Origin of the sequence: Geomonas diazotrophica, from assembly GCF_019063885.1 — a bacterium.
Lineage (GTDB): Bacteria > Desulfobacterota > Desulfuromonadia > Geobacterales > Geobacteraceae > Geomonas > Geomonas diazotrophica.
The window spans coordinates 3727840-3748192 of sequence record NZ_CP077684.1; the positions used below are offsets into that span (position 1 = coordinate 3727840).

The following is a 20353-nucleotide window of genomic DNA, read 5'->3' on the forward strand; positions in this document are numbered from 1 at the left end:
TTTCCAGAAAAAACCGCACGGCCCGGCAAAAGCGCACAGGTATCCCGCGGCAAGAGAGTCACTTTAGTGGATATAGTCGCAAATTGTCAAGCGAAATTATCGGTGACAACGTCAGTTACGGCCGCAGGACCGAGCGTGCGTTGAGCATGGTTTCCGCGATGGTGAACATGTTGGTCACCCCGCCGGCGGCGAGCGATTCCTTCTTCTTGAAGAAGTCGAGGCAGATGCCGCAGGAGAGCACCTCGACGCCGCGGTTGCCCAGCTCGTTCAGCGTCTCGACCACCTCGGACCCCTCGACTGCGAGCAGCACGCCGGTATTGACGAAGAAGATCCGGTCCGGCAGTTCGCTCAGGTCCAGAAGCGTCATGATGAAGTTCTTCATCAAGAGGCGTCCCAGATCCTCGGGGCCGTCCCCCATACGGTCCGAGCCGATCAGCATCACCGTCGGGCCTGCGGCAACGGCAGCAGCGGGAGCCGCTTCGCGTGCAGTCGGGGTGCCGGGGCCGGTAATGGTGAAGGCGAAGCCGTCTTCGAGCTGCTCTTCCTGCACCCGGTAGCCGCGCCCCTGGGCGAAACGCTTCACGTTCTCGCGCGGCGCGCCGTCATCGAGCAGCACGCGCAGTTCCGCGCCCTGTGCCGCCTCGAGCGCCCTCTTCACCTGCACGACCGGCAGCGGGCAGGCCATCCCCCTCACGTCAAGGTTGTTCATTGCTCTTCTCCTATCTTCTCGAAGCTGTCTCCGTTTTTTCTGTACAGGTCGCGTGGCAAGAGCCCCGCGGCGGCAAGCGTCCCTTCAACCTCGCCCCGCACGTCCTCGGCGTACCGGATCGCCAGACCGCAGTCGGCCGCGAGCGCACGCGGCGCCGGAATGAGCAGGATCTTGAGTTGTTTATCCTTGAGCAGCCGCTCCGCCTCCATCACGCGGTGGATGGAATTGAAGATGGCCACGAAGTCTCCGTCTTTTATCACAACAACTCCTTATACTGAGTGCAAAGCAACGCCATAGAAGCACATTGACAAAGAGAGGTCAAACCCATAGTATTACCGACCCGAGAGGTAAACATGGAAACCGTGCTTTACGCAGCGGCACTCGTAGTAGTGGCCACGTTGATCAACATCCCCTTGGGGTACCAGAGGCAGTCCTACCCGAAGTTTTCCTTCGGCTGGTACTTCTACGTCCACATCTCCATCCCCGCCATTATCTACTTCAGGATCAAGACCGGTCTGGGGTGGGGATTCATCCCCTTCAGCATATCCAGCGCCGTGTTCGGGCAGATCATCGGCGGCAGGATGTACCGCAAGAGACACCCCGTTGAAGACGAGCAGTAAACGCCCCAAGATGAAACGGCCGGCCCCGGTCACCGATCTCCTGACCGCCCTTTTGCGCGGCACCCCTGCCGAGTTGCGGCTCAAAGAGGGGCGCATCTGGGAAGTGTGGGACGAAGCGGTCGGCAGCAAGATCGCCCTACACGCCCAACCTGCCTCCTTCCGCGAAGGCACCCTCACCCTTCATGTCGACAGCTCCCCGTGGCTGCAGCAGCTCACCTACCTGAAGAAAGACCTCATCGCCAAGGTGAATGAAGCCCTGGACGAGGAGTTGGTAAAAGAGATCCAGCTCAAGGGGGGCAAGGTCAGATCAGCGGCCGCCAAGCCCCAGCAGGCGCCGAAGCGGCGCAAGCTGAGTGAGGACGAACAGGCCTGGATCAAGGAACAAGCCGAAACAGTCACCGACCCCGAACTCCGCGCCGTCTTCGAAAGCCTCATCCGTAAAGACAAAGAACATCAGGACAAAGGCTAAAAGCATTAACGCAAAGGCGCCAAGGAGGCTTAAGGGGTTTCGTCTCCGCGACTTTGCGGCTCCGCGTCTTTGCGTTGAAGCCTGTAGATTCTCAGCTTTTCATCTGAATAACCACTCCCCTCACCTCTGACCATCAGGGGGGGCTCCACTTTCAGCTCTCCCGTTCTCCCCTTTGCCAACTCGATCATGAACATCCTGGCGTCCATCGAGCTGTTGCCGTGCACCATGCGCAGCCGCAGCGGCGCGAGCTTTTGCTGAGCCGCCTGGGCCATAAGCTCAGCCAGTCGGCAGGTGTGGTAGATGAAACAGATGCGGCCGGAAGGTTTCACCAGGTACTTTGCCGCCGCCATGAAATCGGCCAGCGTCGCGCTCGTCTCGTGTCGGGCCTCGTCGCGTCCGGCGCGGGGGCTGATCTTTCCGGTGCCGGGACGGCGGTACGGAGGATTAGAGACCACCAGGTCGAAGCTGTCCACCGGGAAGCGCGTCTTCAGGGAGATCACGTCGTCCTGCACGATGTCGGCCCGTTCCGCGAGCCCGTTCAAGGCGACGTTGCGCGCAGCGATATCGAACATGGCCGGCTGGAACTCGATTCCAGTGACCGAACAGTTGCCGGAAAGGCGTGCGAGGAGCAGCGCGATCACACCGCACCCGGTCCCGAGGTCCACGCAGGACTCACCGTTTCGTACCCCGGCGAAGTCCGCCAAAAGCAGCGGGTCCACCGAGAACCGGTACCCGTGCCGCGGCTGGATGATGCGCAGGTCGTACCCGGAGAGCTCGTCCAGGGTTTCCAGGTCAAAGTTGAGATTCTGCATTCAAGAGTCCATAGATGCCTACTCACGCAAAGCCGCAAAGGCGCAAAGGGGAAAGTCAATGACTTCCGGTTTCCTTTGCGTCTTGGCGGCTTTGCGTGACAGTGTTCGGTTTATGGTCTGGCCCCTTTCGCCCTGCGCGCCAGCCAGACCTCGCGGCCGAGGAAGAGGGCGAAGACGGCGAAGGATACCAGGGTCAGGGTCTTGCCGATCTTGAACGGCGTCGGATCGAAAACCATCTCGACCTTGTGCGTGCCGGGGGTCAGGTAGATGCCGCGCAACACGTGGTCGACCGGGTAGATCTCGGTCGGCTTGCCATCCACCGTCGCCTTCCATCCCTTGTAGTACTTCTCCCCCATAACCAGCATCGAGTTCATCGACACCGCGGCGTCGAGGTCTATCTTTTCCGCCTCGTACTTGTTGATGCGCACCTGCCCGGGGCCCATCACCGGGAGAGCGGCGCCGGGAACCAGCATCGGGATGGGGGGGGCCGACTCCACCAGCGCAACCACCCTGAGATCGAACTGCGGGTTCTGCAGGGCGCCCAGTGCTTCGGTGGCGCTGGGGACCTGGACCGCAACCGGTGTGAGCCACGCCTTGGGCAGGACATTGGGGTTCTCTAGAATCATCCTGTTTCCGTCCGGGGAAGTGAAAGCCGGCCGGTACTTGGCGAGTAAAGTCCCCTTGTCCTGATCGAACTGCTGCTTGGTCAGCAACAAGTACTTCACGTTGATGATGTCCGGCATACTGGAAAGCAAGTTGAAGCTGTCCAGAAACTCCTGCCAACGGCGCTGCTGAACCGGATTGGAGGTGAACATCACCGGTATGCCGGCAGTCGCGTACTGCATCGGGTCGCCGTCCATGGGGATCACCCGGTATTCCTTGGGCATGGCAGAAAGGAATTGGATTTCAGGTGTCTTCACCCCCTTGACCTGCTGGGGCTCGTTGGTAAGAACCAGGAATTTGGCGTTCACTCGGCCGACGTCACAGATGAAAAGGGCGAGTAGCAGGTAAATGAGCATCCGGGCACTCAAACGCCCACGGTAGTAAAAGAAATACGCCCCGGCGAACAATGCGGAGAGACCGGCGGCAATCCCCGTCTCCTGCACAAGGTTCCCCCAGCGCTGTGCGACCAGTTGCTCGCTGGAGGCTTGGTACCTCGTGGGCTGGGCCAGCATTTCCAGAAAGAGATTCACCCAAGTGCGTGCCCCAGCCACCTCGATGACCAAAAACAGCAGGAGGGCAATAGGAACAAGGGCAACCCCCGTGATGTACCGCTTGAACTCACGGCTCTGGCGCAGCGCCGGGTCGAGCAGCAGGTCGACGGCACGCGCGGAAAGGACTCCCAGCCCAAGCACCGGGATGAACATCATCATCTTCGGCACCCTGAACCGATTGATGCCGGGAAAGTAGTCAAAGAGCAGGTTGTAAAACGGGGTGTACTTGCCCATCGAGAAGAGCACACCTACCACTACGGCTGCAAGTGCTAGCCATGTGTACCGGTCGCGCCTGAAGATAAGGGGCAGGGGCAGCAGCAACCACGGGAGCAGCCCCATATAGCTTACGGTCTGGGTGAAGTTCATCCGTCCCCAGTAGTAGACATCGATGTTGGTTGGGTTATCCCCCCCCTCCTGGCGTGAAAAACCGAAAAGGCCCGGGATGACAAATGCGGCGGTTTCCTCGGGCGGCATCGACCACGACATCGCCTCTTCCCGGTCAAGCCCCCCTTTTGCCGTCTTCTGCCCAGAGGTCGCGACGACGTTGGCACCGCTGTTGACGCCACGGTTGGTCTCTTTGGCCCAGTTGGCCAAAGGTGCGAGCGAAATGGCGACGGTGGTCAGGAAAAATACCAGCAGTGCCACGTTAAGCCCAAGAAGGCGCGCGAATTCCTTCCCCACTACCTGTTCCTCCCTGAGGATGAGTATCGACCTGGCGATGCCGTAACATGCCACGGCAAGGCAGGTGTAATACGCTATCTGCCAGTGAGTGTGGAAGAACTGGAGAGCGAGGACTACCGCGGTAGTAAGAAAATACACCAGGCGCCTGGTCTGGAACCCCTTTTCAAAGAAATAAAAGACCCACGGCACAAACGAAATGGTAGCCAACTTCATGACGTGACCGGCGTTGATCAGCGATGCGTTCTCCGGTGCCAGGACAAAAATCAGACCGCCCAAAAACGCGCCCAGCCTCCCTGCGCCCAGCAGTCGGCACAGGTAGTAGGTGCCTGTGGCGGCGAAGAAAAAGTGCAGCACGATATACCAGGCGACGTTCGCCGGTGCGGGAAAAAGCCAGAAAACGAGGTTGCGCAAAAAAAGTAACTGGCCGGACGCGCCCCCCCCTTCCAGGGTGAGCCCGCTGTTGACATAGATGTTCCAGTCGGCGACGAGGTTGACCTTCCACAGGTCCAGAAAGGCCCTGGTCCCGTAATCCCTCACCCCCCAGTAAAACTCGGCGATGATGTCCGGAGCACGGATGATCTGGTGCGTAAAGAGGATCTTGGAAAAGAAAAGCAGCAGCACGGCCAGCAGCATCGCCAGAAAAAGAAGATCTTTGCGGCGTTCATTCATAAAGACAAGGCTCCGAAAGTGAAATACATTGGGGCAAAGTAGCCGCTAACACCGAGGCGGCGCGAGACGTGCGGCTCCGGCATAAAACTCTTGCAGCCGCTGCGCCGCGGCCTTCCAGTTGAAGTTCTGCAACAGGTGCGTTCGCGCCGCGGCACCTATCTTGAGGCGTCGCCCGCTGTCGGAAAGCAGCCCAACAGCATGGTGCACCATCTCCTCCCAGCGATCGGGATCGCACAACATGCCGGACTCGCCGTCGCGGATGTACTCGGCCAACTGCCCGACTCGATCGGCCACTACCGCCCGCTCCGCCAGTAACAGTTCGGTGAGTTTAGCGGGACACTTGGTCCGGTTCACCAGAGTATCGGCGAAGGGATAGATGGCCACGTCGCCGGCGGCAAGAAGCTTTGGTATCCGCTCCGGCTCCGTCCACCCCGCCATGACAAGCGCGCCTGCAAAACCGGCTTCCTGTGCCGCTAAGCGCAGCGCATCCTCCTCACCGTGGCGTCCCTTGCCTACCACCAGAAATCTCACCTGCGGGACCTGTGCAAAGATCTCGGAGCAGACGTAATGCAGCTTCTCCTGGCTGAATTCGAAAAAGCGCGTGTACAAAAGGATGACCGGGGCCTGCCGGTCGATTCCCAGCTCGTCGCGCGCCACCGTCCCGTCGTTTTTTCCCGGTTCGCGGACGCAGTTGGGGAGGTAGAGCAGGCGCTCCGGCAGCGCCCCAGCGGCCACGCAAAGATGCTCCAGGCCCCGGCTTGCCACCGTCACCGCAACAGCATGGCGCAGCAGCCACCGTTCCTGGAAGCGGTAGAAGCGTTTTTCCGGCCCCGAATAGGCATGCAACTCGTTCATGCCACCGTCGCCTTCCCAGTCATCAGTATCGACGAACAGGGGGGGTAACCTCAGTCCAAGGCTTTGCAAGGCGAGGTGCATCATCGCAGCGACACCACCATACCCTTTTGGCTTGAACAGGTGCACAAGGTGGGCTTTTTCCGCGAGCGCCGAGCGGAACATGCGCCAGGCGAGCACAGGAACGGCAAGAACCTTGTGGCTCGGGCCAAGCTCTACGTTCACGAGCCGCACGCCGCGTACCACTTCCGTCTTTCCGGAGTCCTCGGGGTTCGTGTAGGGAGGAGCGATGACCACGACCTCGTGTCCCAGGGCCTGGAGCTCCTCGGCAAGCGGGATCATGCGAGCCAAAACGGTCCCCTTGGGGCGAATCCCGAACGGTGCCAGGAAGACTATTTTCACCTGCACTCCTTTGCCAGTTGCCTGGTGCTCTGCCCGGCCTGCCACATCAGAAGTTAAAATAAATAAAACCAGCGTTGCTGTCCATATTAAAGAAGAGCAGCCCTGCCGTGAGTCCGAGATACACTCCCCACCGGATCCACAGTGGCGCCTGGAAAAAATCCTTTTGCGCCAAGTTCCGCTCCCGCACCAGGTAGACCGACAGCATGAGCACGCCCGATACCGAGACGATAGCGAGGTCGGTCGCCCCCTGAGCCGCAAAGAGGTCGGCTAACCCGGAACTTCCCTCGAACAGGTGCGCGACGACGTAAAAAGCATCGGAAACCGAGGCCGCCCTGAAAAAGATCCAGGCAAAACAGACCAGGTGGAAGGTGAAGAGGGTCTGCCAGACCTTAAGCAGCCCCGACTTTTCCACCTCAAGGCGCCGGTGCATCTTTTTCTGCCAGGGCTTGTAGAAGACAGACGACGCGAGGTAGATGCCGTGCAACCCGCCCCAGATGACGAAACACCAGCTGGCACCATGCCACAACCCAGAAGCCAGGAAGGCGATCAATAGGGCAGCTGCCGTCCCCCAGTTCTTCCCGGCACGGAACTGCATCTGGAGCGGCTTGAAGATGTAGTCAAGAATGCAGCGGGAAAAGGAAATGTGCCAGCGCCGCCAGAATTCGGCCACCGACCGTGACAGGTACGGTGTCGCGAAGTTCTGCGTGAGCCGGATGTTTAGCATGCGAGCCGTTCCCAGGGCCATGTCGGTGTAGCCCGAGAAGTCGTAGTAGAGCTGGAAAGCGTAGAGGTACGTCGCAATCCAGAGGGTCAGCCCGGTGTAGGCATGCACGTCGCCGTAGACCGTGTTGACGTACAAGGCAAGGCGGTCAGCCACAACGGCCTTCTTGAAAAGTCCCCACCCGAAAAGGAGCAGGCCTGCCCGTATGTTTTCCTGGTCGAACGGTTGTGCCTCACGCAGCTGCGGCAGGAGATCGCCAGCCCGTTCTATGGGCCCCTGCAACAGTTTCGGGAAAAAGGCGAGGTAAAGCGCGAAGTAGCCCGGATGGCGCTCGGCCTTTTCCATCTCGAGATACACGTCAACCAGGTAGGAGACAGCCTGGAATACGAAATAGGAGACGCCGATGGAAACAAGGACGCGCCCTTCCGGAACCGCAAGGCCCGAGGACACCCCCTTAAGCAGGAGGTTCAGGTTCCCTTCGATGAAGGGGAGATACTTCATGCCTGCAAGCACCAGGAGGTCGGCACCTACGCCGCTCCAGAAGAAGGCCCGCTTCCAGCGTTGCTCTTTGCACCGTTCGATGCCGATGCCGCAAAGGTAGGTGACGGCGGTAACGCCAAAGAGCGCCATCAGCAGGTACAGGTGCTTCAGCGTGAGATAGAAGTAACAACTCCCGGCAAGGAGCACCACCCAGCGAAACCTTGCGCCGGCAAGGAGCAGTGCCAGAAACACGAGCGGAACGAAGAGGAGGTATTCGATGGAATTGAAGTTCATCTGCCGCCCTCCCCGGAAGACGCTATCGTGCTCATGCCGTCTCCTCTGGCGGGAAGGGTGGAACGGAGCATGTTTGCCGTGGCCTCGGCGAGGACAGCTTTGCCGTGGGCGGTGTAGTGCGTGTCGCTCGCAAAATACAGGGGCGGTATTCCAGGCCGGTTGTAGCGCTCATAGAGCGTGTAGACATCGATGTTCTTCACGCCGAACTCGGTCAGCCTGCTGCAAAGGCGGGGGATGAACCGGTCATACGAAGGCGCACCCTTGACCAGCCCCCGGTAAACCGAGTACTTGTCCGGGATGACCATGTACACAAGGTCAATGTTGTAGCGTTCCTTCAGGGTGGCAGAGAGCTTTGCGATGTCCCTGGCAGCCGCGACAACGACAGCGTCAGTCTTTTTCACCCTGCTGAACTCTATGTCACGCTGATAGAAAAGCATGTTGGGGTTCAGGGAATACGCGCCTATCGATTTGTCGACGATGTTCAGGTACTTGAACCTGAAGTTCTTGAGCCGGGACTCCAATGGCCCGACCATCACGTTGTGCTTGAAAAAGTATTCGACGTCGTTGTTCTTGAGCACCTTGAAGGCGAGGGCGTCGAGCTCGTTGCCGGCCGCCGCCCCCGCTCCGTTGTAGGTACCGGACCTTTCCAGCGCGCTGCGCTCCACGGTTTCAAGAACAAGGATCCTCTTGCGGTCGCCCCGGTATCCGATGTGCTGCAGGTAGGACAGGGGATAGCTTTGCGGCTCGAAGAACTCTTTGGTGGCAAGGTTGTGCACCTTCCCCCCCAACCGCCGGCCGAGCTCGTTGGCAAAGATATCGGAGGCAAGGGCACTGTTGAAAAACGAGTCGCCAAGAGTGAGAACGTCAGCCTCTTCCAAGGTGGCAGCGGCCGAGGGCTTTCCCGCCGGGATCTCTTCCCGGAAGCGGTCGAGGTCGCACATCCGGTACTGGTCGCCCAGGATGTACGCCGTGGGCTCCTTCGGGAGAAACAGCCTGCCGACGGCAGGAAACTTCCCCCCGACAACGACGAACGCGGCGAACAGCATCACTGCGGTGTAAAGACATTTAAGGCTTTTGGTCATTCTGAGCTTCCGTGGTGCATGGAGGCGTTACCCGATCTTGCTTTCGATGGAATGCAAAAGGTCGCCGACGTTTTTGAAGGTGAGCAGCTCCCGCTGGTTGAACCTGATCTTGAACGCACTCTCGACGGCCACGATGAGGTTGATATGGGACAGCGAGTCCCACCCGTCCACATCGGCGGCCGTCATCTCCGGCGCAATCTCCAGATCGTCATCGTCAAACACCTCACAGAAAATGGCATTGAGCCGCTCCATTGTTGTCATACATCGTCCTCCAGTGTTGATATGTCTCCGGTATCGGTTCCCAGGTAACGGGCCTTCAGGACGCGGCGCATTATCTTGCCGCTTTTGTTCTTCGGCACCGAGGCCACGAAGAATATTTCCTGAGGGGTGGCGATGGAAGAGGCCCTGTTGGCCACGTGCAACCGGATTTTGAGTTCGAGCTCCGGCGACTGGCTGCACCCGTCGTGCAGCGAAACGAAAGCGACGACCTTTTCAAAAAGCAGTTCATCGGGCGCGCCGATGACCCCCGATTCAGCCACCTCAGGGATTTCCAGCAGCGCGCTTTCGACCTCGAACGGGCTGATCAGGTGCCCTGCCGTGTTGATGACGTCGTCGCTTCTGCCCATGAAATGGAAGTAGCCCTCGCCATCGCGATAGGCGGTGTCCCCGGAGTAGTAATAGCCGTTCTTGAACTTGGAGTGATATGCGGCCTCGTTGTTGAGGTAGGTCACGAACATAGATTCCCATCCCGGCTTCAGGCAAAGATGCCCCTGAGCGCCGTCGGGAAGCGGCACCCCTGAATCGGAGAGGATTGCCGCCTCCACGCCCCGCACGGGTTTCCCCATCGAGCCCGGCAACACGGGGAGGCCCGGCCGGTTGCTGACCATGATGCCGCCGGTTTCGGTCTGAAACCAGGTATCGTAGATCTGCCGGTCCAGCACCTCCGCCCCCCATCGGACCACCTCGGGGTTAAGCGGTTCCCCCACACTGAAGACGTGCCGCAAGGCGTTCAAATCCCTCCCCTTGAAGACGCTTTCCTCTTCCCGCATGAGCATGCGAAGCGCGGTCGGAGCGGTGTACCACACCGTCACTTTCTCTTGTTCGAGAATGTCGAACCACACCCCGGCATCGTAGCCGCCGCCGTAGTGTATCTGGGTGGCCCCCAGGCTCCAAGGCGCGATGATGCCATAGGAGGTCCCGGTTACCCAGCCTTGGTCAGCGGTGCACCAGTAGGTATCCTCCTCCCCAAGCTGCAGCACTTCGCGTCCCGTCCGGCTTTGGTGCACAATGCTGCCGTGGCGGTGCAACACGCCTTTGGGCTTTCCGGTCGAGCCCGAGGTGTAGTGCAGAACCGACGGGGTATCAGCGCCGGTAACCGGAGCAGTGAACTCCGGTGCAGCCTCCCGCATGAGCCTGCGATAGCTGAGGATGTCCGGAGCAAGGTCCGCATCTGCGTCGACCACGAGCACCAGCGATAGCGCAGGGAGGCGTTCGCGGATCCGTCCGAGCTTCTTCAGCGCGCTTTTCCTGAGCAGGATGCCCTTCGCGTTTGAATCTCCAAGCCGGTCCAGAAGTGCGTCGTCCCCGAAGTTGGAGAAGAGTGTCCCCACGATGACGTTAAGTTTGAGCGCCCCCAAGAAGGAGAAGAACTGCTCAGGCATCTTCGGAAGGAACGTGAAGAAAACGTCCCCTGCGGCAAAACCAAGCTTCTGCAGTACGTTGGCAAACCTGCTGCTCTCCCGGTCCAGGTCGAGGAAGGTGAAGTCCTGGCGCTCCCCCTGGACGTTGATGAAGCGGAAAGCAAGGCGCCCCCCCCTCCCCGCCAGGCACTGCTGCCGGGTACAGATATCGCCGATGTTATGCTGCTGGTTCGCGATCACATCTTCCATGTTAGATTTACCGCCGTGCAGCTCGTTTTGTTCCGAGTGCTAGTAACACTGCAAAATTAAATTGATAGAGCAAAAATGCCACATCGTTACGACTTTGACTCAAGAACATGCTCTTCAATATGACATCGATTTTCTCCAATAACGATTCGCTGAGGCCCGTCAAAAGAGAAACCAGTTTACTGATCGTCGAGGCGTGAAAAGCACCCGGGCAGAGCTCCTTAAGAAGCAGATAGTTGCGTACGGACGCCCGCATCTTGTCATAAGTGGTTATCTTCGACACCAGACCGAGGTGCGATGCCGTGTTATCGATGTGCAGGATCCGGTACTCCCTCGATAAGCGTACCCCCCATTCGATGTCTTCGTATCCATAGCCGGTAAAGCGCTCGTCGAAAGAGGTGCACTCAAAGACGCTTTTTCTGACCATGATGTTGGAGGTGAGAATGTGGCGCCAGGGTTCCTTGTTCCTGTCAGCGGCAGATTTTACCTCTTTGCGATTGCCAAGGTAGGCGTGGTAGTCAAACTCGGTGCCAAGCATCACTCTCGTGCGGTAACTTATTCCTCCGCATACGACGTCATGGCTGTCCGCCTCTGCACAGAAGAGGTACTTGCCGATGAAATCGCCGGAGTCGGGGAGTACATCGCAGTCAAGAAACAGCAGAAAACGGCCGCTAGCTTCTGCCGCCAACGTGTTGCGGACCCTGGCACGCCCAAGATTTTCCCTGGCCGGAAGATATCTTAAGCAGGGCCGGGAATTGCTGGCCAGGAAGGCGTTGTTTTTGGAAAGAAGCGCGGCATCGGTAGATGCGTCGTCTACGACAATGAGTTCGACCAGTCCCTCTAAAGCGGGTGTATCTATCTCTGCCAGAAGTGAGGCAATCAGCCTTGATATGTCCCAGTTGAACACCGGTACGAGGATCGATATCAGCATCTTTCACCTAAGAGAAGACCACGGTAGGCGGCGCAAAAGGATTCCCCGCTGAAATGCTTCTTCGCATAGGAATAGGCATTTCGTGACAACTTCTCGAGCAGGTCGCGCTCTTCGCACATGGCGGCGGCCATTTCGCACATCCGGTCCACGATTTCCCCTTCATCCGCGGCCTCCGGGACCAGCCAGCCGTTGGTTCCCGAGTGGACATGGGATGGGATTCCTCCCACGGTGGTCGAGACGGGCACCACTCCGAAAGCCATGGCTTCCATGATCACCATCGGAAATCCTTCGCGGCTGGAGGTAAGGAGCAGCAGGTCCGCATCGCGATACACGGCCTGCAGTTGCTCTTGATCCGATATTTCCCCAAGAAAGGTGCAATTGACGCGATCCGGTTCCTCGACGGCCTGCAGGGCATCCCCTACGATGACGACATCAACGGGGATGCCGCGTTGCCGGCAACGCGAGGCTACCCGCCCCACAAGATGCACCCTTTTTTCCTCAGACCCCCTGCCGACGTAAAGCGCCTTCAACGTCGTGCCCCGCATTTTAGGTGACAGTTCATCCGGCACGTCGACACTGTTTTCGATCAAGACAATCCGGTTTTCCAATGAATCAGACATGCCGTTGGCGCGGTACTGTGCCTTTAGGTCGTTTACCGTCCGCTCGTTGATTGCGATCCGTGCGTCAAGCCTCTCGGCCACTCCAAGGCTGAAATGTTCCGAGCCCCCGCCGAAGGCATGGATGAGGTCGATGCAACGGGCCTCCTTCCTCAAGTAGGGAAGGAGCAGATAATAAAAGAGGCTGTTGCAGCCACAGACGATGGGTTTGTCGTGCTTGTTGATAAACCCGGCCATAATCCCGACACTCAGCGGGTAGCCGTACTTCAAGAGCTGCCAAAGGTTACAAAGCCGTGCCTTGGTTCCAAATAAGGGAAGGAATCCGTCATTGGCGGACTTCTTGGTAAAAAATACCCAGGGGTGTTCCCCCGCAAAACACCGAACGATCGCCGCATGCACCTTTTCCGCCCCCCCCACGTGGAAGAAGGGGTAGAAAAAGAAGAGGGGAGCCCCTTTGCGAACGGGCATCATCCTGCCGAGCAGGCATCCGAGTGTCGCGACACTGCGCACCAAGGGGCTCGTGTTCAACCGCACCGCGATCATATCTTTCTCAAGGACCGTCATGCTTACCCATCTCCCAGCTAATCCTTCCTTTGATAATGACGAAAGGCACTGGCGATCACGTCCTCCGACCTCCGGCACATGACCTCAAGGGAGAAGCTCTGCTCGACCCGCTCCCGCAGCGTCTGCCCCACCTGCTGCCTGGCTGCTTTTTCCCGCAGCAACTCTATTATCCGGTCAGCCATCGCGTCGCAGTCGCCTACGGGAGTCAGGTATGCCACCCCCTCCGGACCTACCGCCTCCCGTATGCCCGGAATATCGGTGCCAACTACCGCCAAGCCGGATGCCATTGCCTCGAGCACGCCGTTTGGGACGCCTTCGCTTCGGGAAGAATAGACAAAGAGATCGAGTGCCTGAAGCAGGCCCGCCACATCATCAACTGCACCAATGATCTTCAACTGCTCAGAAATGCCCAAGTCATGGGCCAGAGCTTTCAGCCCCTGCTCAGTACCGTCACACCTGCCGGCGAGTACCAGAACAGGCGGCTGCTTCCAACCGGCAGCGATGACCCGGCCCCAGGCACGGACCAAGGTGTCGTGGTCCTTGTAGACGCTGAGGTTGGCGACCATTCCGACAACCGGTACTTCCAAGGCGACGTCCCACTGACTACGCCACTCAGCCCTTCCCAGCCGCGGCGTGGCCATTGCGACGCCGTTTGGTACCACGTTGACCTTGTCCGGGGAGATGCCGTAGGTTTCCATCAGGAAGGCCCGCCCCCCCATTGAATTGGAAATAAAGCAGTCAGGCGCCTCAGCCGCGACACGAAATGCGAAGGAGCCGTTCAGCAGTAGTCCCTCATCCGCCTGGTTCCATACAAGCAACTTCGCTCCGAGCCACCTTTTCCCCCAGGCACAGACCAAATTAGGGACACGAGTATAGGAAAGGACGATGTCCGGTTCGCCCCGGCGGACAGCCTGAACCGCCCTGAGAAAAGAAGTAACACGACGCCTGAGTCCCCAATGAAAGCGGACGCCCCACCAGGATATGCCAAGCTGATCGCACAGGGAAGAAAGCCGGCCGGGCGTGTCGTTCAACCCGATGACCTGGACAACGGCCCCAGTGCATTTTTGGAGGTAATCCGCCAGCAGGAGCCCGCGTCGTTCAGCGCCGCCTAGGTCGAGACTTCCAAAGACGAAAACGACCTTCTTCCCGCGCAGGGTTTCTGACAAACCGGCCACCCTACTGCACCCGTCCGGCCTTGATCTCTTTGGCCTTGGTGCGCTCGATTACGTCCTTATAGTACGCCAGCAACTGCTCAACTATCTTTTCCGGTGACAGCTCCATTGCGCGCCGTGACGATCGCTCGCCGATCTCTTGAAGCTCTTGCTCCGGCATGTCCAGGGCCTTTGTCACCACAGCAAGCAGACTCTGTGGATCGTCGGGAATGGACAACAGTCCGCTGATGCCATCATCTATCAACTGTTCAAAGCTGGCGCCTTTGGTCCCGATCACGACTTTTTTGAAAGCCATGGCCTCGACACAGCAGTTGGGAAAGTTGTCGATCCTCGAGGGCAACAGGACCAGTTTTGCCCCTTCGATAACAGGATAGAGTTGCTCATGCTTGACCCTGTCGTGCCAGACTATTCTATCGGCATGCTCTCCGGCTCTTTCCAACACATAGCTCATGATAGGCTGACCATTGTACCCCATGTCCTTGCCCACAAAGACCATGCTCAGCTTTGGATACTTTTCGAGGAGATCATGCGCCATGTCGGCTATGGTCTTGACCCCCTTGGCGAGCCCCAACGATCCGAAAAACAGGAGGTAGTCGCCGGCAACTCTCGAACGGATGTTGCTATAGACGTCAGTGTTAAAGGCACTGCACTCCTGCACGAAGGGGGACTCTATGATTTGAACGTCGAAGCCGTGATTCGCCTTGAGGTAATCCGCAATCACCCTGCTCGGGCCATACAGCGAATCAGCCCGCCCCAGACCTGCGATTTCGAGATCCTGGTAGGCACTTTTCTTACGGGACGGAGCTTCCTCATAGGCGATATCCCAAAGTTTCTGATTACCCGAAATTCTCGCAACCGACGGAATATCTTGGTGCCGCGACAGGATCGTGGCTCCGACGCTCGCATACTGAACGACATCAAAAGGTTGCTCTTGATGAAGCCTTCGAATTCTCCTATTGAGCTGCCAACTGACTACTTTCCAATCGAGGCCAGGGAATATTTGGAGGATCTTCATCAACCTTTTGCTGTAACAGAGGGCCTTCACCCTGTTTACCTCAACTTCGTTGTGACGAAAGCTTCCGTTAGATGACGATGCAACTACTATGACGGGCTCGTGCCCTTTGCTCTTCAAAGCAAGGCTTATCCTACTAAGGTAATTGGACAGCCCCCCATCGTAATTCTGCTCTTCCGTCACGTATTCCGTGGTTACAAAGCCAATCCTCATGACGTAGTGTTCCCTCTGCGGATTGACTCTACGAAATCTATGATCTGGGCATCCTCCGGCCACATCTGGCCATCATGCCAGCAGAGGTTGCTGTCCCAATGCCCCGGACAGGAGTGGATGGCATAATCGGCAAAAGTGTAGCTAATTTCACAAACCACCGGTTTCCCGTCCTTGTAGAGAAAATCGTAGGCCATGCACGTGAAGCCTGCCGCCTTCGAGGTCTCGAAGGCAATTTTCACCATCTCCAGATCGATGCCGGCAGGATTGTAATCTATGTTTCCACTGCCAGACGCCCTGAAATCGTTGGGCCGGTTATATCTTCTGAACCCGAAGGCCCTGTCACCTATGACTGTTATTCGGGTGTCATACTCGTTCTTGGGAAGAAATTCCTGGAATAGCGCGTAGCCCATCTCCGGCTTCCACCATTCCGAATCGAGACGCGGATACTGGTTCATCGCGATGTAACCAAAAGTATCGGTGAAACGACACAAAAACTTCTTCGCCTCACGACGACTTGCGGGAATGAACCGATGACGAAACTCGTTCATGGTCATCGGGAAGATTCCCCTTTTGAACATGCGGTCTACGAAGGAGAGAGCTTCGGCGCAAGAGTCCACCTTGGCAACACTCGAGGCCCCAGCGCCTACGGAAAGTTTGAAGACCACCGGATACTTTGCCTGACACTTTGCCCATGCAGACGCGTCGTCGTGACTCCAGAAGACCCATTGATCCGGGAGCGGCACATCCAAGGATTGCAGAAGGTATTTCTGAGCCACCTTTTCATCAAAGTGCCATGAAGTCTTGGTTTCGGGAAAGACTGGGAGCTTAAGATACTTCTCGATGACGTACAAGATCATCTTCGCGGATTGCTTGTCCTGCGCCCGGTGCGCCCAACGCCACATCACGCCATCGCATCCCTTGACTTGGTCAAGTGCGTCCTGGCGAAGCAAATCCAAGATCTTGACGTCCACATCAAGAGTTTTCAAAAACGGTATCCACCTGTCGGAGAAGCTGGTCCCCCATACATGATCCGGATGTATGCCAATCAACATTCCAATCTCCTTGATCTATGAGGAGCTATAACTCGATATGCCCTTGCCATCCCCGCGCAGGAACCGCCCTTTGTCCAAATTCGGCCGACACATCCATCGGCGAATAGAGCCTCTGCTGTGCCGCCACCTGGCAGGTTGCCGCGTCACCCCCAACCAACGGGAATCGAAAATCCCCGAAAGCTTCCCTAACCAGTGGGATCTTTCTGAAATCCAACCCTAGCAGGTAACTGTGAACTAGGTCCGCGTAGGCAGACGAAGCTGCCAAGGTGCAGACCCCCAAGTCCAACGGAGTCGGAGCCAGAGGCCCTTCGCCTTGGCCACCGATGATCCCGTCCGCTATGGAATAGATGTGCCTTTGCTTTGCATCTGACATAGTGCCATCAAGCCTACCGTAGAGGGCAATCCTGTTCAGGTCTAGCGCCATCCGCCAGACAGTATCATTGCCATACCAACCGCCTTCGATTTCAGTATCCCCGAACCGGGAACGGAGCTTAATTACTTTCTCGAACCCTTTCATCCATCTGGCACAGGTTTGAGTTCCAATGTTTCTATTGGCCTCATCCAGACAATATTCTGCAATTCTTTTTAAAGGCGAGAGTTGACGGTAGCAATCTCCCCCCTCTACAAGGCTTCCGACACGATGATGGGGCAGGTATTCCTTGTTTCCATTGATGCCGACCAAGTTCTTCAATGCTGCGGTCAGGCCTGCCTTCTTATGGGTTTTCACTTTGGGCAAATTGATGATTACGTCGCTCTCAAAGGGTTCCTTGCACAACAAGTACTGATGCTTGCCTTTATGATGGCGTTTAGCAAGAATATCCGGATCGTAGCAGGTTATTCTGAATGCTACGTTATTTTTGCTTACCGGCTCTAGAAGACTGTCCTCTTTTAGGTCAAATAGAAGAAATCTATCCTGAGAGCGGGCATCTTTTACCTGTCCAACTGTCAGCCCGCCCTCTTTAAGAACGGTTCTTCGAAAATCAACGATTTCATAAGGACAGGTTGCGATTTTTTCGACTTCTTTTCGCCAACTGTCCGTGACGATGTTTTCGAAGATGCAACCTTGCACCGGCGCATCCCCTATGACCACCTTTTTGGGAGAGCAGCTAAAGACCTCTCTTAACACCGCCAGAACAAAATTGGGGTGCGTGACGAGACAATCAGTACCTTTGCCGCTGAAATTCTGATGAAGAACCCAGTTTGGCTTTAGGAGAACAGAGCTTCCAGGTTTGACGATTCCGCCCAACGGCAGGTCCGGTATTGCGTTTGCACGACAAACCTCACCCGACACTTGTCGTAATAGATCCTGTATCCGGTCTACATCGGAGTAATCTAACTTCTTCCCCTTCATCGAAGCGAGGCCTACGATGGATTCATCCAAGTACATTTCCTGGGTTCTCCTTTGGAACCTTTCCTATTGCTGCCATAGCTTAGGAGCATCTCCGAGGTACCGGTTCTCAGAGCCAAGCTACCAGAACCGTGGATAGATCAGAGCGCGGGTCAACATGCCACCGGTCCTGCGTAACGGCTTATAAAGAAAGCAGCCGCCGTGTGCCGCGAACCAATAGGAAATCAATGAGGCGGCAGCCGCCCCGACCCCGCCGTATTTCGGTACCCACCAAAAGTTCAATGCGATATTTGCCAGTGCGCCCAAGAAGGTCATGACCAGGAGGACTCGCGTCCAATTCATCGCCATTAAGAAGGTGTTTCGGGCAACTGCGAGGTTAGCAAAAACATCACTCCAGATGAGGAGCACCAGCATCGGCGCGGCGCTTGCGTATGCCTCACCATAGAAGAGGTGAACCACCACACTGGCTATAAACGTGGTTGGAATGGCAATGGCGTAGCCCAGGAATGCAAGGAGGTTGTAAAGTTTCTGCAGCCGGTTATAAAACTCCTTCTCGTCCACTTCCCTCGCGCGCACGATATTGGGAAATACCGAAGACACGATCGCGGTCGGGATGAAGAACCAAATTTCGGCGATTTTTACAGCCGAGGCATAGATACCGAGTTCATGCGAGGTGGCCATCTGCCCAAGCATGATCTGATCGATGCGTAAATAGACCATGAAGACCACACTCGATAAGACGAGGGGCCAGCAGTCCCCCAGCAGTCTTCGCGCAAGCTCCCAACTCGTTCTGAGTTTGCTTATCAACTGGCCATTGCTGCGATATACACAGCAGAGGCCGACTGCTGCAAGGCCGAATTCCAATGAGTTGGCCGCCGCAAAAGCAACCACGGGCGCTTTAGTGACAACAAGCACCACCCGTACAATAGAGGCGATGAGGAATGCAGTATTCTTTGCATAAACCACGTACTTTGACAAAACTTTCGACTGAAACCACAAGTCAATGGTGTCAAAGGAACCAAAAATCATGGCCCATCCCATGATTGCGACCAAGATCTGAGACAGACGGTCATCAGGGCGCAGTAAGAACGTAGTAGCTACCATCAAGATGTATGCGATGAAGCTAGCCAGCAGGCGAAGTGTGAGAACAGTTCCAAGGATCTCCTGCTCTCTCTCTGGTTCTTTCACTACTTCGCGAACGACAATGGCATCCAACCCGAGCACAGCTACTGCCGAGAACACCGCAATCATCGACGCGGCATAGCTCAAAAGACCATACTGGGTCGGGCCGAGATAGCGCGCGATCCAGATCCCGACGAAGAGCCCTACTCCCATTCGGAGCAGTCGGTCGCCGAAAAGCCACCCGGTGTTGGTGAGGACCTTCTGAAGTTCGTGCCTGCCCTCCACCCGCTTTTTTAGAAATGCGGGGAGGTAGCTAACCCATGCCTGATTCATAATTTCCTTAACAGCCTCTCTACTAGCAAAACAGCTCCGGGCGACGCGGAATCTCCCATCAATACAAAGCTTTCGCGGATCATGTCTCGCATGACCTCCGGTGTTCCAATGACCTGCTTAATAGCTGCCGCAAGGTCGGCGGCCGCTACGTCCTCATACCAGCCGAGGTTCAACGTTGCCCCCCGGCGCCCGACCGCTTTGGTGGTTTCGGCCTGGTTTTCGGCGACGATGAGCGTGATGGAGGGAAGCCCGAGAAAGCATCTCTCCCATGTGGTGCTGCCGCCGGCGCCGACGGCGAGATCGGCCTCGGACATCATCTGGGCCATGTTGCTCACATTGCAGTAGAAGGAGACATTGGGCAGTTCGGAACACAACTGTTTCAACTGCTCTCGGTGGGGGTTCGCCGCACCGACGACGACGTCGACCACGACGTCTTCGCGACCGACAAGACGCCACGCTTCCAGGGCCTTGGCGGTCTCGTTGCTGGCATCGCCCCCCCCGAAGGTGACCAGAACCCGCTTAACCGAGCCGTCGCGCTCCCGTAGAGAGCGGCGTGCCTGCACGAACTCATCACGGAGCAAGGCGTAGCGCGGCCCCAGAAACTTCGCGCAGTTCTCCGGCACAAGTCCGTCGTAACGCGATTCCATGTTTTCATAGAGGTTTTGATCGAGGATGAGATCACAGTCATGCTTGCGGTTGGCGATGTCGTCAATCACCATGATGTGGCCGACCAGGGAGCGCAATGGGGTCTCCCACGTGGCATCGATACCATAATGGTCGATCACCAGCCAGTCGACATTTTGCTCCTGCCGCAGGATCTCTGCGGTCTGGGCGACATCCGCCGGCACATCCAGCGCAAAGGGTACGTCGGGGCAGGGGTTTGCACCTGCAGGAATCCTGAACATCCGAAAACCGGCAGCCTCCACGTTGGCGGATATATTTCCGGTAAGGTCCCGGCTGATGAATGAGACGGTGCAACCTCTGTCACGCAAGGCCGCTGCAAGTGTAAGGCAGCGCATGACATGACCGGCCCCGATGTTCACCGAGGAATCTGCTCGGAATACGACCTTGATGCTTGTGTTCGTCCCGCCAGCCATA

Annotated in this window: 19 protein-coding genes; 2 read left to right on the forward strand and 17 right to left on the reverse strand. The window is 57.2% G+C overall.

What is annotated here, in order from left to right; genetic code table 11:
• Nucleotides 1–115: 115 nt before the first annotated feature.
• Together yedF and KP003_RS16335 are read right to left on the reverse strand one after the other, a co-directional pair.
• Nucleotides 116–709 carry a sulfurtransferase-like selenium metabolism protein YedF gene (yedF, locus tag KP003_RS16330; protein ID WP_217299907.1) on the reverse strand — a complete coding sequence of 198 codons (594 nt, stop codon included), beginning with the start codon at nt 707–709 and terminating at the stop codon, nt 116–118.
• Complete coding sequence (locus tag KP003_RS16335; RefSeq protein WP_216497667.1) at nt 706–969, reverse strand: putative Se/S carrier protein; 264 nt, start codon at nt 967–969, stop codon at nt 706–708. The genes yedF and KP003_RS16335 overlap by 4 nt, the downstream gene beginning before the upstream one ends.
• Nucleotides 970–1062: 93 nt before the next feature.
• Between KP003_RS16335 and KP003_RS16340 the strand changes: the two genes are divergently transcribed.
• A complete protein-coding gene (locus KP003_RS16340; protein ID WP_216497666.1) occupies nt 1063–1329 on the forward strand; it encodes a hypothetical protein in 267 nt (88 codons plus the stop codon).
• Nucleotides 1313–1798 carry a DciA family protein gene (locus tag KP003_RS16345; protein WP_236026742.1) on the forward strand — a complete coding sequence of 162 codons (486 nt, stop codon included), beginning with the start codon at nt 1313–1315 and terminating at the stop codon, nt 1796–1798. Before KP003_RS16340 ends, KP003_RS16345 begins: the two co-directional genes overlap by 17 nt.
• Nucleotides 1799–1827: 29 nt before the next feature.
• Here KP003_RS16345 and KP003_RS16350 read toward each other — a convergent pair whose 3' ends face one another.
• From KP003_RS16350 to pseG, 15 genes are all read right to left on the reverse strand, one after another.
• The gene (locus KP003_RS16350) at nt 1828–2610 is read right to left on the reverse strand and encodes a tRNA1(Val) (adenine(37)-N6)-methyltransferase (RefSeq protein ID WP_217299908.1); all 783 of its coding nucleotides are present in this window, start codon (nt 2608–2610) and stop codon (nt 1828–1830) included.
• Nucleotides 2611–2720: 110 nt separating this feature from the next.
• Nucleotides 2721–5174 (reverse strand): YfhO family protein, encoded by a 2454-nt coding sequence (locus KP003_RS16355; protein ID WP_216789221.1) that lies wholly within the window; start codon nt 5172–5174, stop codon nt 2721–2723.
• Nucleotides 5175–5219: 45 nt separating this feature from the next.
• Nucleotides 5220–6428 carry a glycosyltransferase family 4 protein gene (locus KP003_RS16360; protein WP_217299909.1) on the reverse strand — a complete coding sequence of 403 codons (1209 nt, stop codon included), beginning with the start codon at nt 6426–6428 and terminating at the stop codon, nt 5220–5222.
• Between the two features lie 46 nt (nt 6429–6474).
• Nucleotides 6475–7923, reverse strand: a complete 1449-nt coding sequence (locus KP003_RS16365; RefSeq protein WP_216497662.1) for an MBOAT family O-acyltransferase — start codon at nt 7921–7923, stop codon at nt 6475–6477.
• A complete protein-coding gene (locus tag KP003_RS16370) occupies nt 7920–9005 on the reverse strand; it encodes an alginate O-acetyltransferase AlgX-related protein (protein ID WP_217299910.1) in 1086 nt (361 codons plus the stop codon). Before KP003_RS16370 ends, KP003_RS16365 begins: the two co-directional genes overlap by 4 nt.
• Nucleotides 9006–9032: 27 nt before the next feature.
• The gene (locus tag KP003_RS16375) at nt 9033–9266 is read right to left on the reverse strand and encodes an acyl carrier protein (protein WP_216497660.1); all 234 of its coding nucleotides are present in this window, start codon (nt 9264–9266) and stop codon (nt 9033–9035) included.
• A complete protein-coding gene (locus KP003_RS16380) occupies nt 9263–10894 on the reverse strand; it encodes an AMP-binding protein (RefSeq protein ID WP_216497659.1) in 1632 nt (543 codons plus the stop codon). Before KP003_RS16380 ends, KP003_RS16375 begins: the two co-directional genes overlap by 4 nt.
• 7 nt (nt 10895–10901) lie before the next feature.
• Complete coding sequence (locus KP003_RS16385; RefSeq protein ID WP_216497658.1) at nt 10902–11822, reverse strand: glycosyltransferase family 2 protein; 921 nt, start codon at nt 11820–11822, stop codon at nt 10902–10904.
• Nucleotides 11816–13003, reverse strand: coding sequence for a glycosyltransferase family 4 protein (locus KP003_RS16390; protein WP_217299911.1), 1188 nt, complete (start codon nt 13001–13003; stop codon nt 11816–11818). Before KP003_RS16390 ends, KP003_RS16385 begins: the two co-directional genes overlap by 7 nt.
• Before the next feature lie 17 nt (nt 13004–13020).
• Entirely contained in the window at nt 13021–14169 is a 1149-nt protein-coding gene (locus tag KP003_RS16395) for a glycosyltransferase family 4 protein (RefSeq protein ID WP_239027564.1), read from the reverse strand.
• A 10-nt stretch (nt 14170–14179) separates the two neighbouring features.
• Nucleotides 14180–15400: a glycosyltransferase family 4 protein gene (locus KP003_RS16400; protein WP_216497655.1), complete on the reverse strand. Its 1221-nt coding sequence runs from the start codon at nt 15398–15400 to the stop codon at nt 14180–14182.
• Nucleotides 15397–16452, reverse strand: coding sequence for an ATP-grasp domain-containing protein (locus tag KP003_RS16405; RefSeq protein WP_217299913.1), 1056 nt, complete (start codon nt 16450–16452; stop codon nt 15397–15399). Before KP003_RS16405 ends, KP003_RS16400 begins: the two co-directional genes overlap by 4 nt.
• A gap of 25 nt (nt 16453–16477) precedes the next feature.
• Nucleotides 16478–17833, reverse strand: coding sequence for a DUF362 domain-containing protein (locus tag KP003_RS16410; RefSeq protein WP_216497653.1), 1356 nt, complete (start codon nt 17831–17833; stop codon nt 16478–16480).
• An 87-nt stretch (nt 17834–17920) separates the two neighbouring features.
• Nucleotides 17921–19255: a flippase gene (locus KP003_RS16415; protein WP_217299914.1), complete on the reverse strand. Its 1335-nt coding sequence runs from the start codon at nt 19253–19255 to the stop codon at nt 17921–17923.
• The gene (gene pseG, locus KP003_RS16420) at nt 19252–20352 is read right to left on the reverse strand and encodes a UDP-2,4-diacetamido-2,4,6-trideoxy-beta-L-altropyranose hydrolase (RefSeq protein ID WP_217299915.1); all 1101 of its coding nucleotides are present in this window, start codon (nt 20350–20352) and stop codon (nt 19252–19254) included. Before pseG ends, KP003_RS16415 begins: the two co-directional genes overlap by 4 nt.
• Nucleotide 20353: the final 1 nt, after the last annotated feature.

Bases quoted from the DNA above. Each gene is read 5' to 3' on its own strand.
- yedF (WP_217299907.1), bottom strand. From the start codon at position 709: ATGAACAACCTTGACGTGAGGGGGATGGCCTGCCCGCTGCCGGTCGTG.
- KP003_RS16340 (WP_216497666.1), top strand. From the start codon at position 1,063: ATGGAAACCGTGCTTTACGCAGCGGCACTCGTAGTAGTGGCCACGTTG.
- KP003_RS16350 (WP_217299908.1), bottom strand. From the start codon at position 2,610: ATGCAGAATCTCAACTTTGACCTGGAAACCCTGGACGAGCTCTCCGGG.
- KP003_RS16355 (WP_216789221.1), bottom strand. From the start codon at position 5,174: ATGAATGAACGCCGCAAAGATCTTCTTTTTCTGGCGATGCTGCTGGCC.
- KP003_RS16365 (WP_216497662.1), bottom strand. From the start codon at position 7,923: ATGAACTTCAATTCCATCGAATACCTCCTCTTCGTTCCGCTCGTGTTT.
- KP003_RS16370 (WP_217299910.1), bottom strand. From the start codon at position 9,005: ATGACCAAAAGCCTTAAATGTCTTTACACCGCAGTGATGCTGTTCGCC.
- KP003_RS16375 (WP_216497660.1), bottom strand. From the start codon at position 9,266: ATGACAACAATGGAGCGGCTCAATGCCATTTTCTGTGAGGTGTTTGAC.
- KP003_RS16380 (WP_216497659.1), bottom strand. From the start codon at position 10,894: ATGGAAGATGTGATCGCGAACCAGCAGCATAACATCGGCGATATCTGT.
- KP003_RS16385 (WP_216497658.1), bottom strand. From the start codon at position 11,822: ATGCTGATATCGATCCTCGTACCGGTGTTCAACTGGGACATATCAAGG.
- KP003_RS16390 (WP_217299911.1), bottom strand. From the start codon at position 13,003: ATGACGGTCCTTGAGAAAGATATGATCGCGGTGCGGTTGAACACGAGC.
- KP003_RS16400 (WP_216497655.1), bottom strand. From the start codon at position 15,400: ATGAGGATTGGCTTTGTAACCACGGAATACGTGACGGAAGAGCAGAAT.
- KP003_RS16405 (WP_217299913.1), bottom strand. From the start codon at position 16,452: ATGTTGATTGGCATACATCCGGATCATGTATGGGGGACCAGCTTCTCC.
- KP003_RS16415 (WP_217299914.1), bottom strand. From the start codon at position 19,255: ATGAATCAGGCATGGGTTAGCTACCTCCCCGCATTTCTAAAAAAGCGG.
- pseG (WP_217299915.1), bottom strand. From the start codon at position 20,352: ATGGCTGGCGGGACGAACACAAGCATCAAGGTCGTATTCCGAGCAGAT.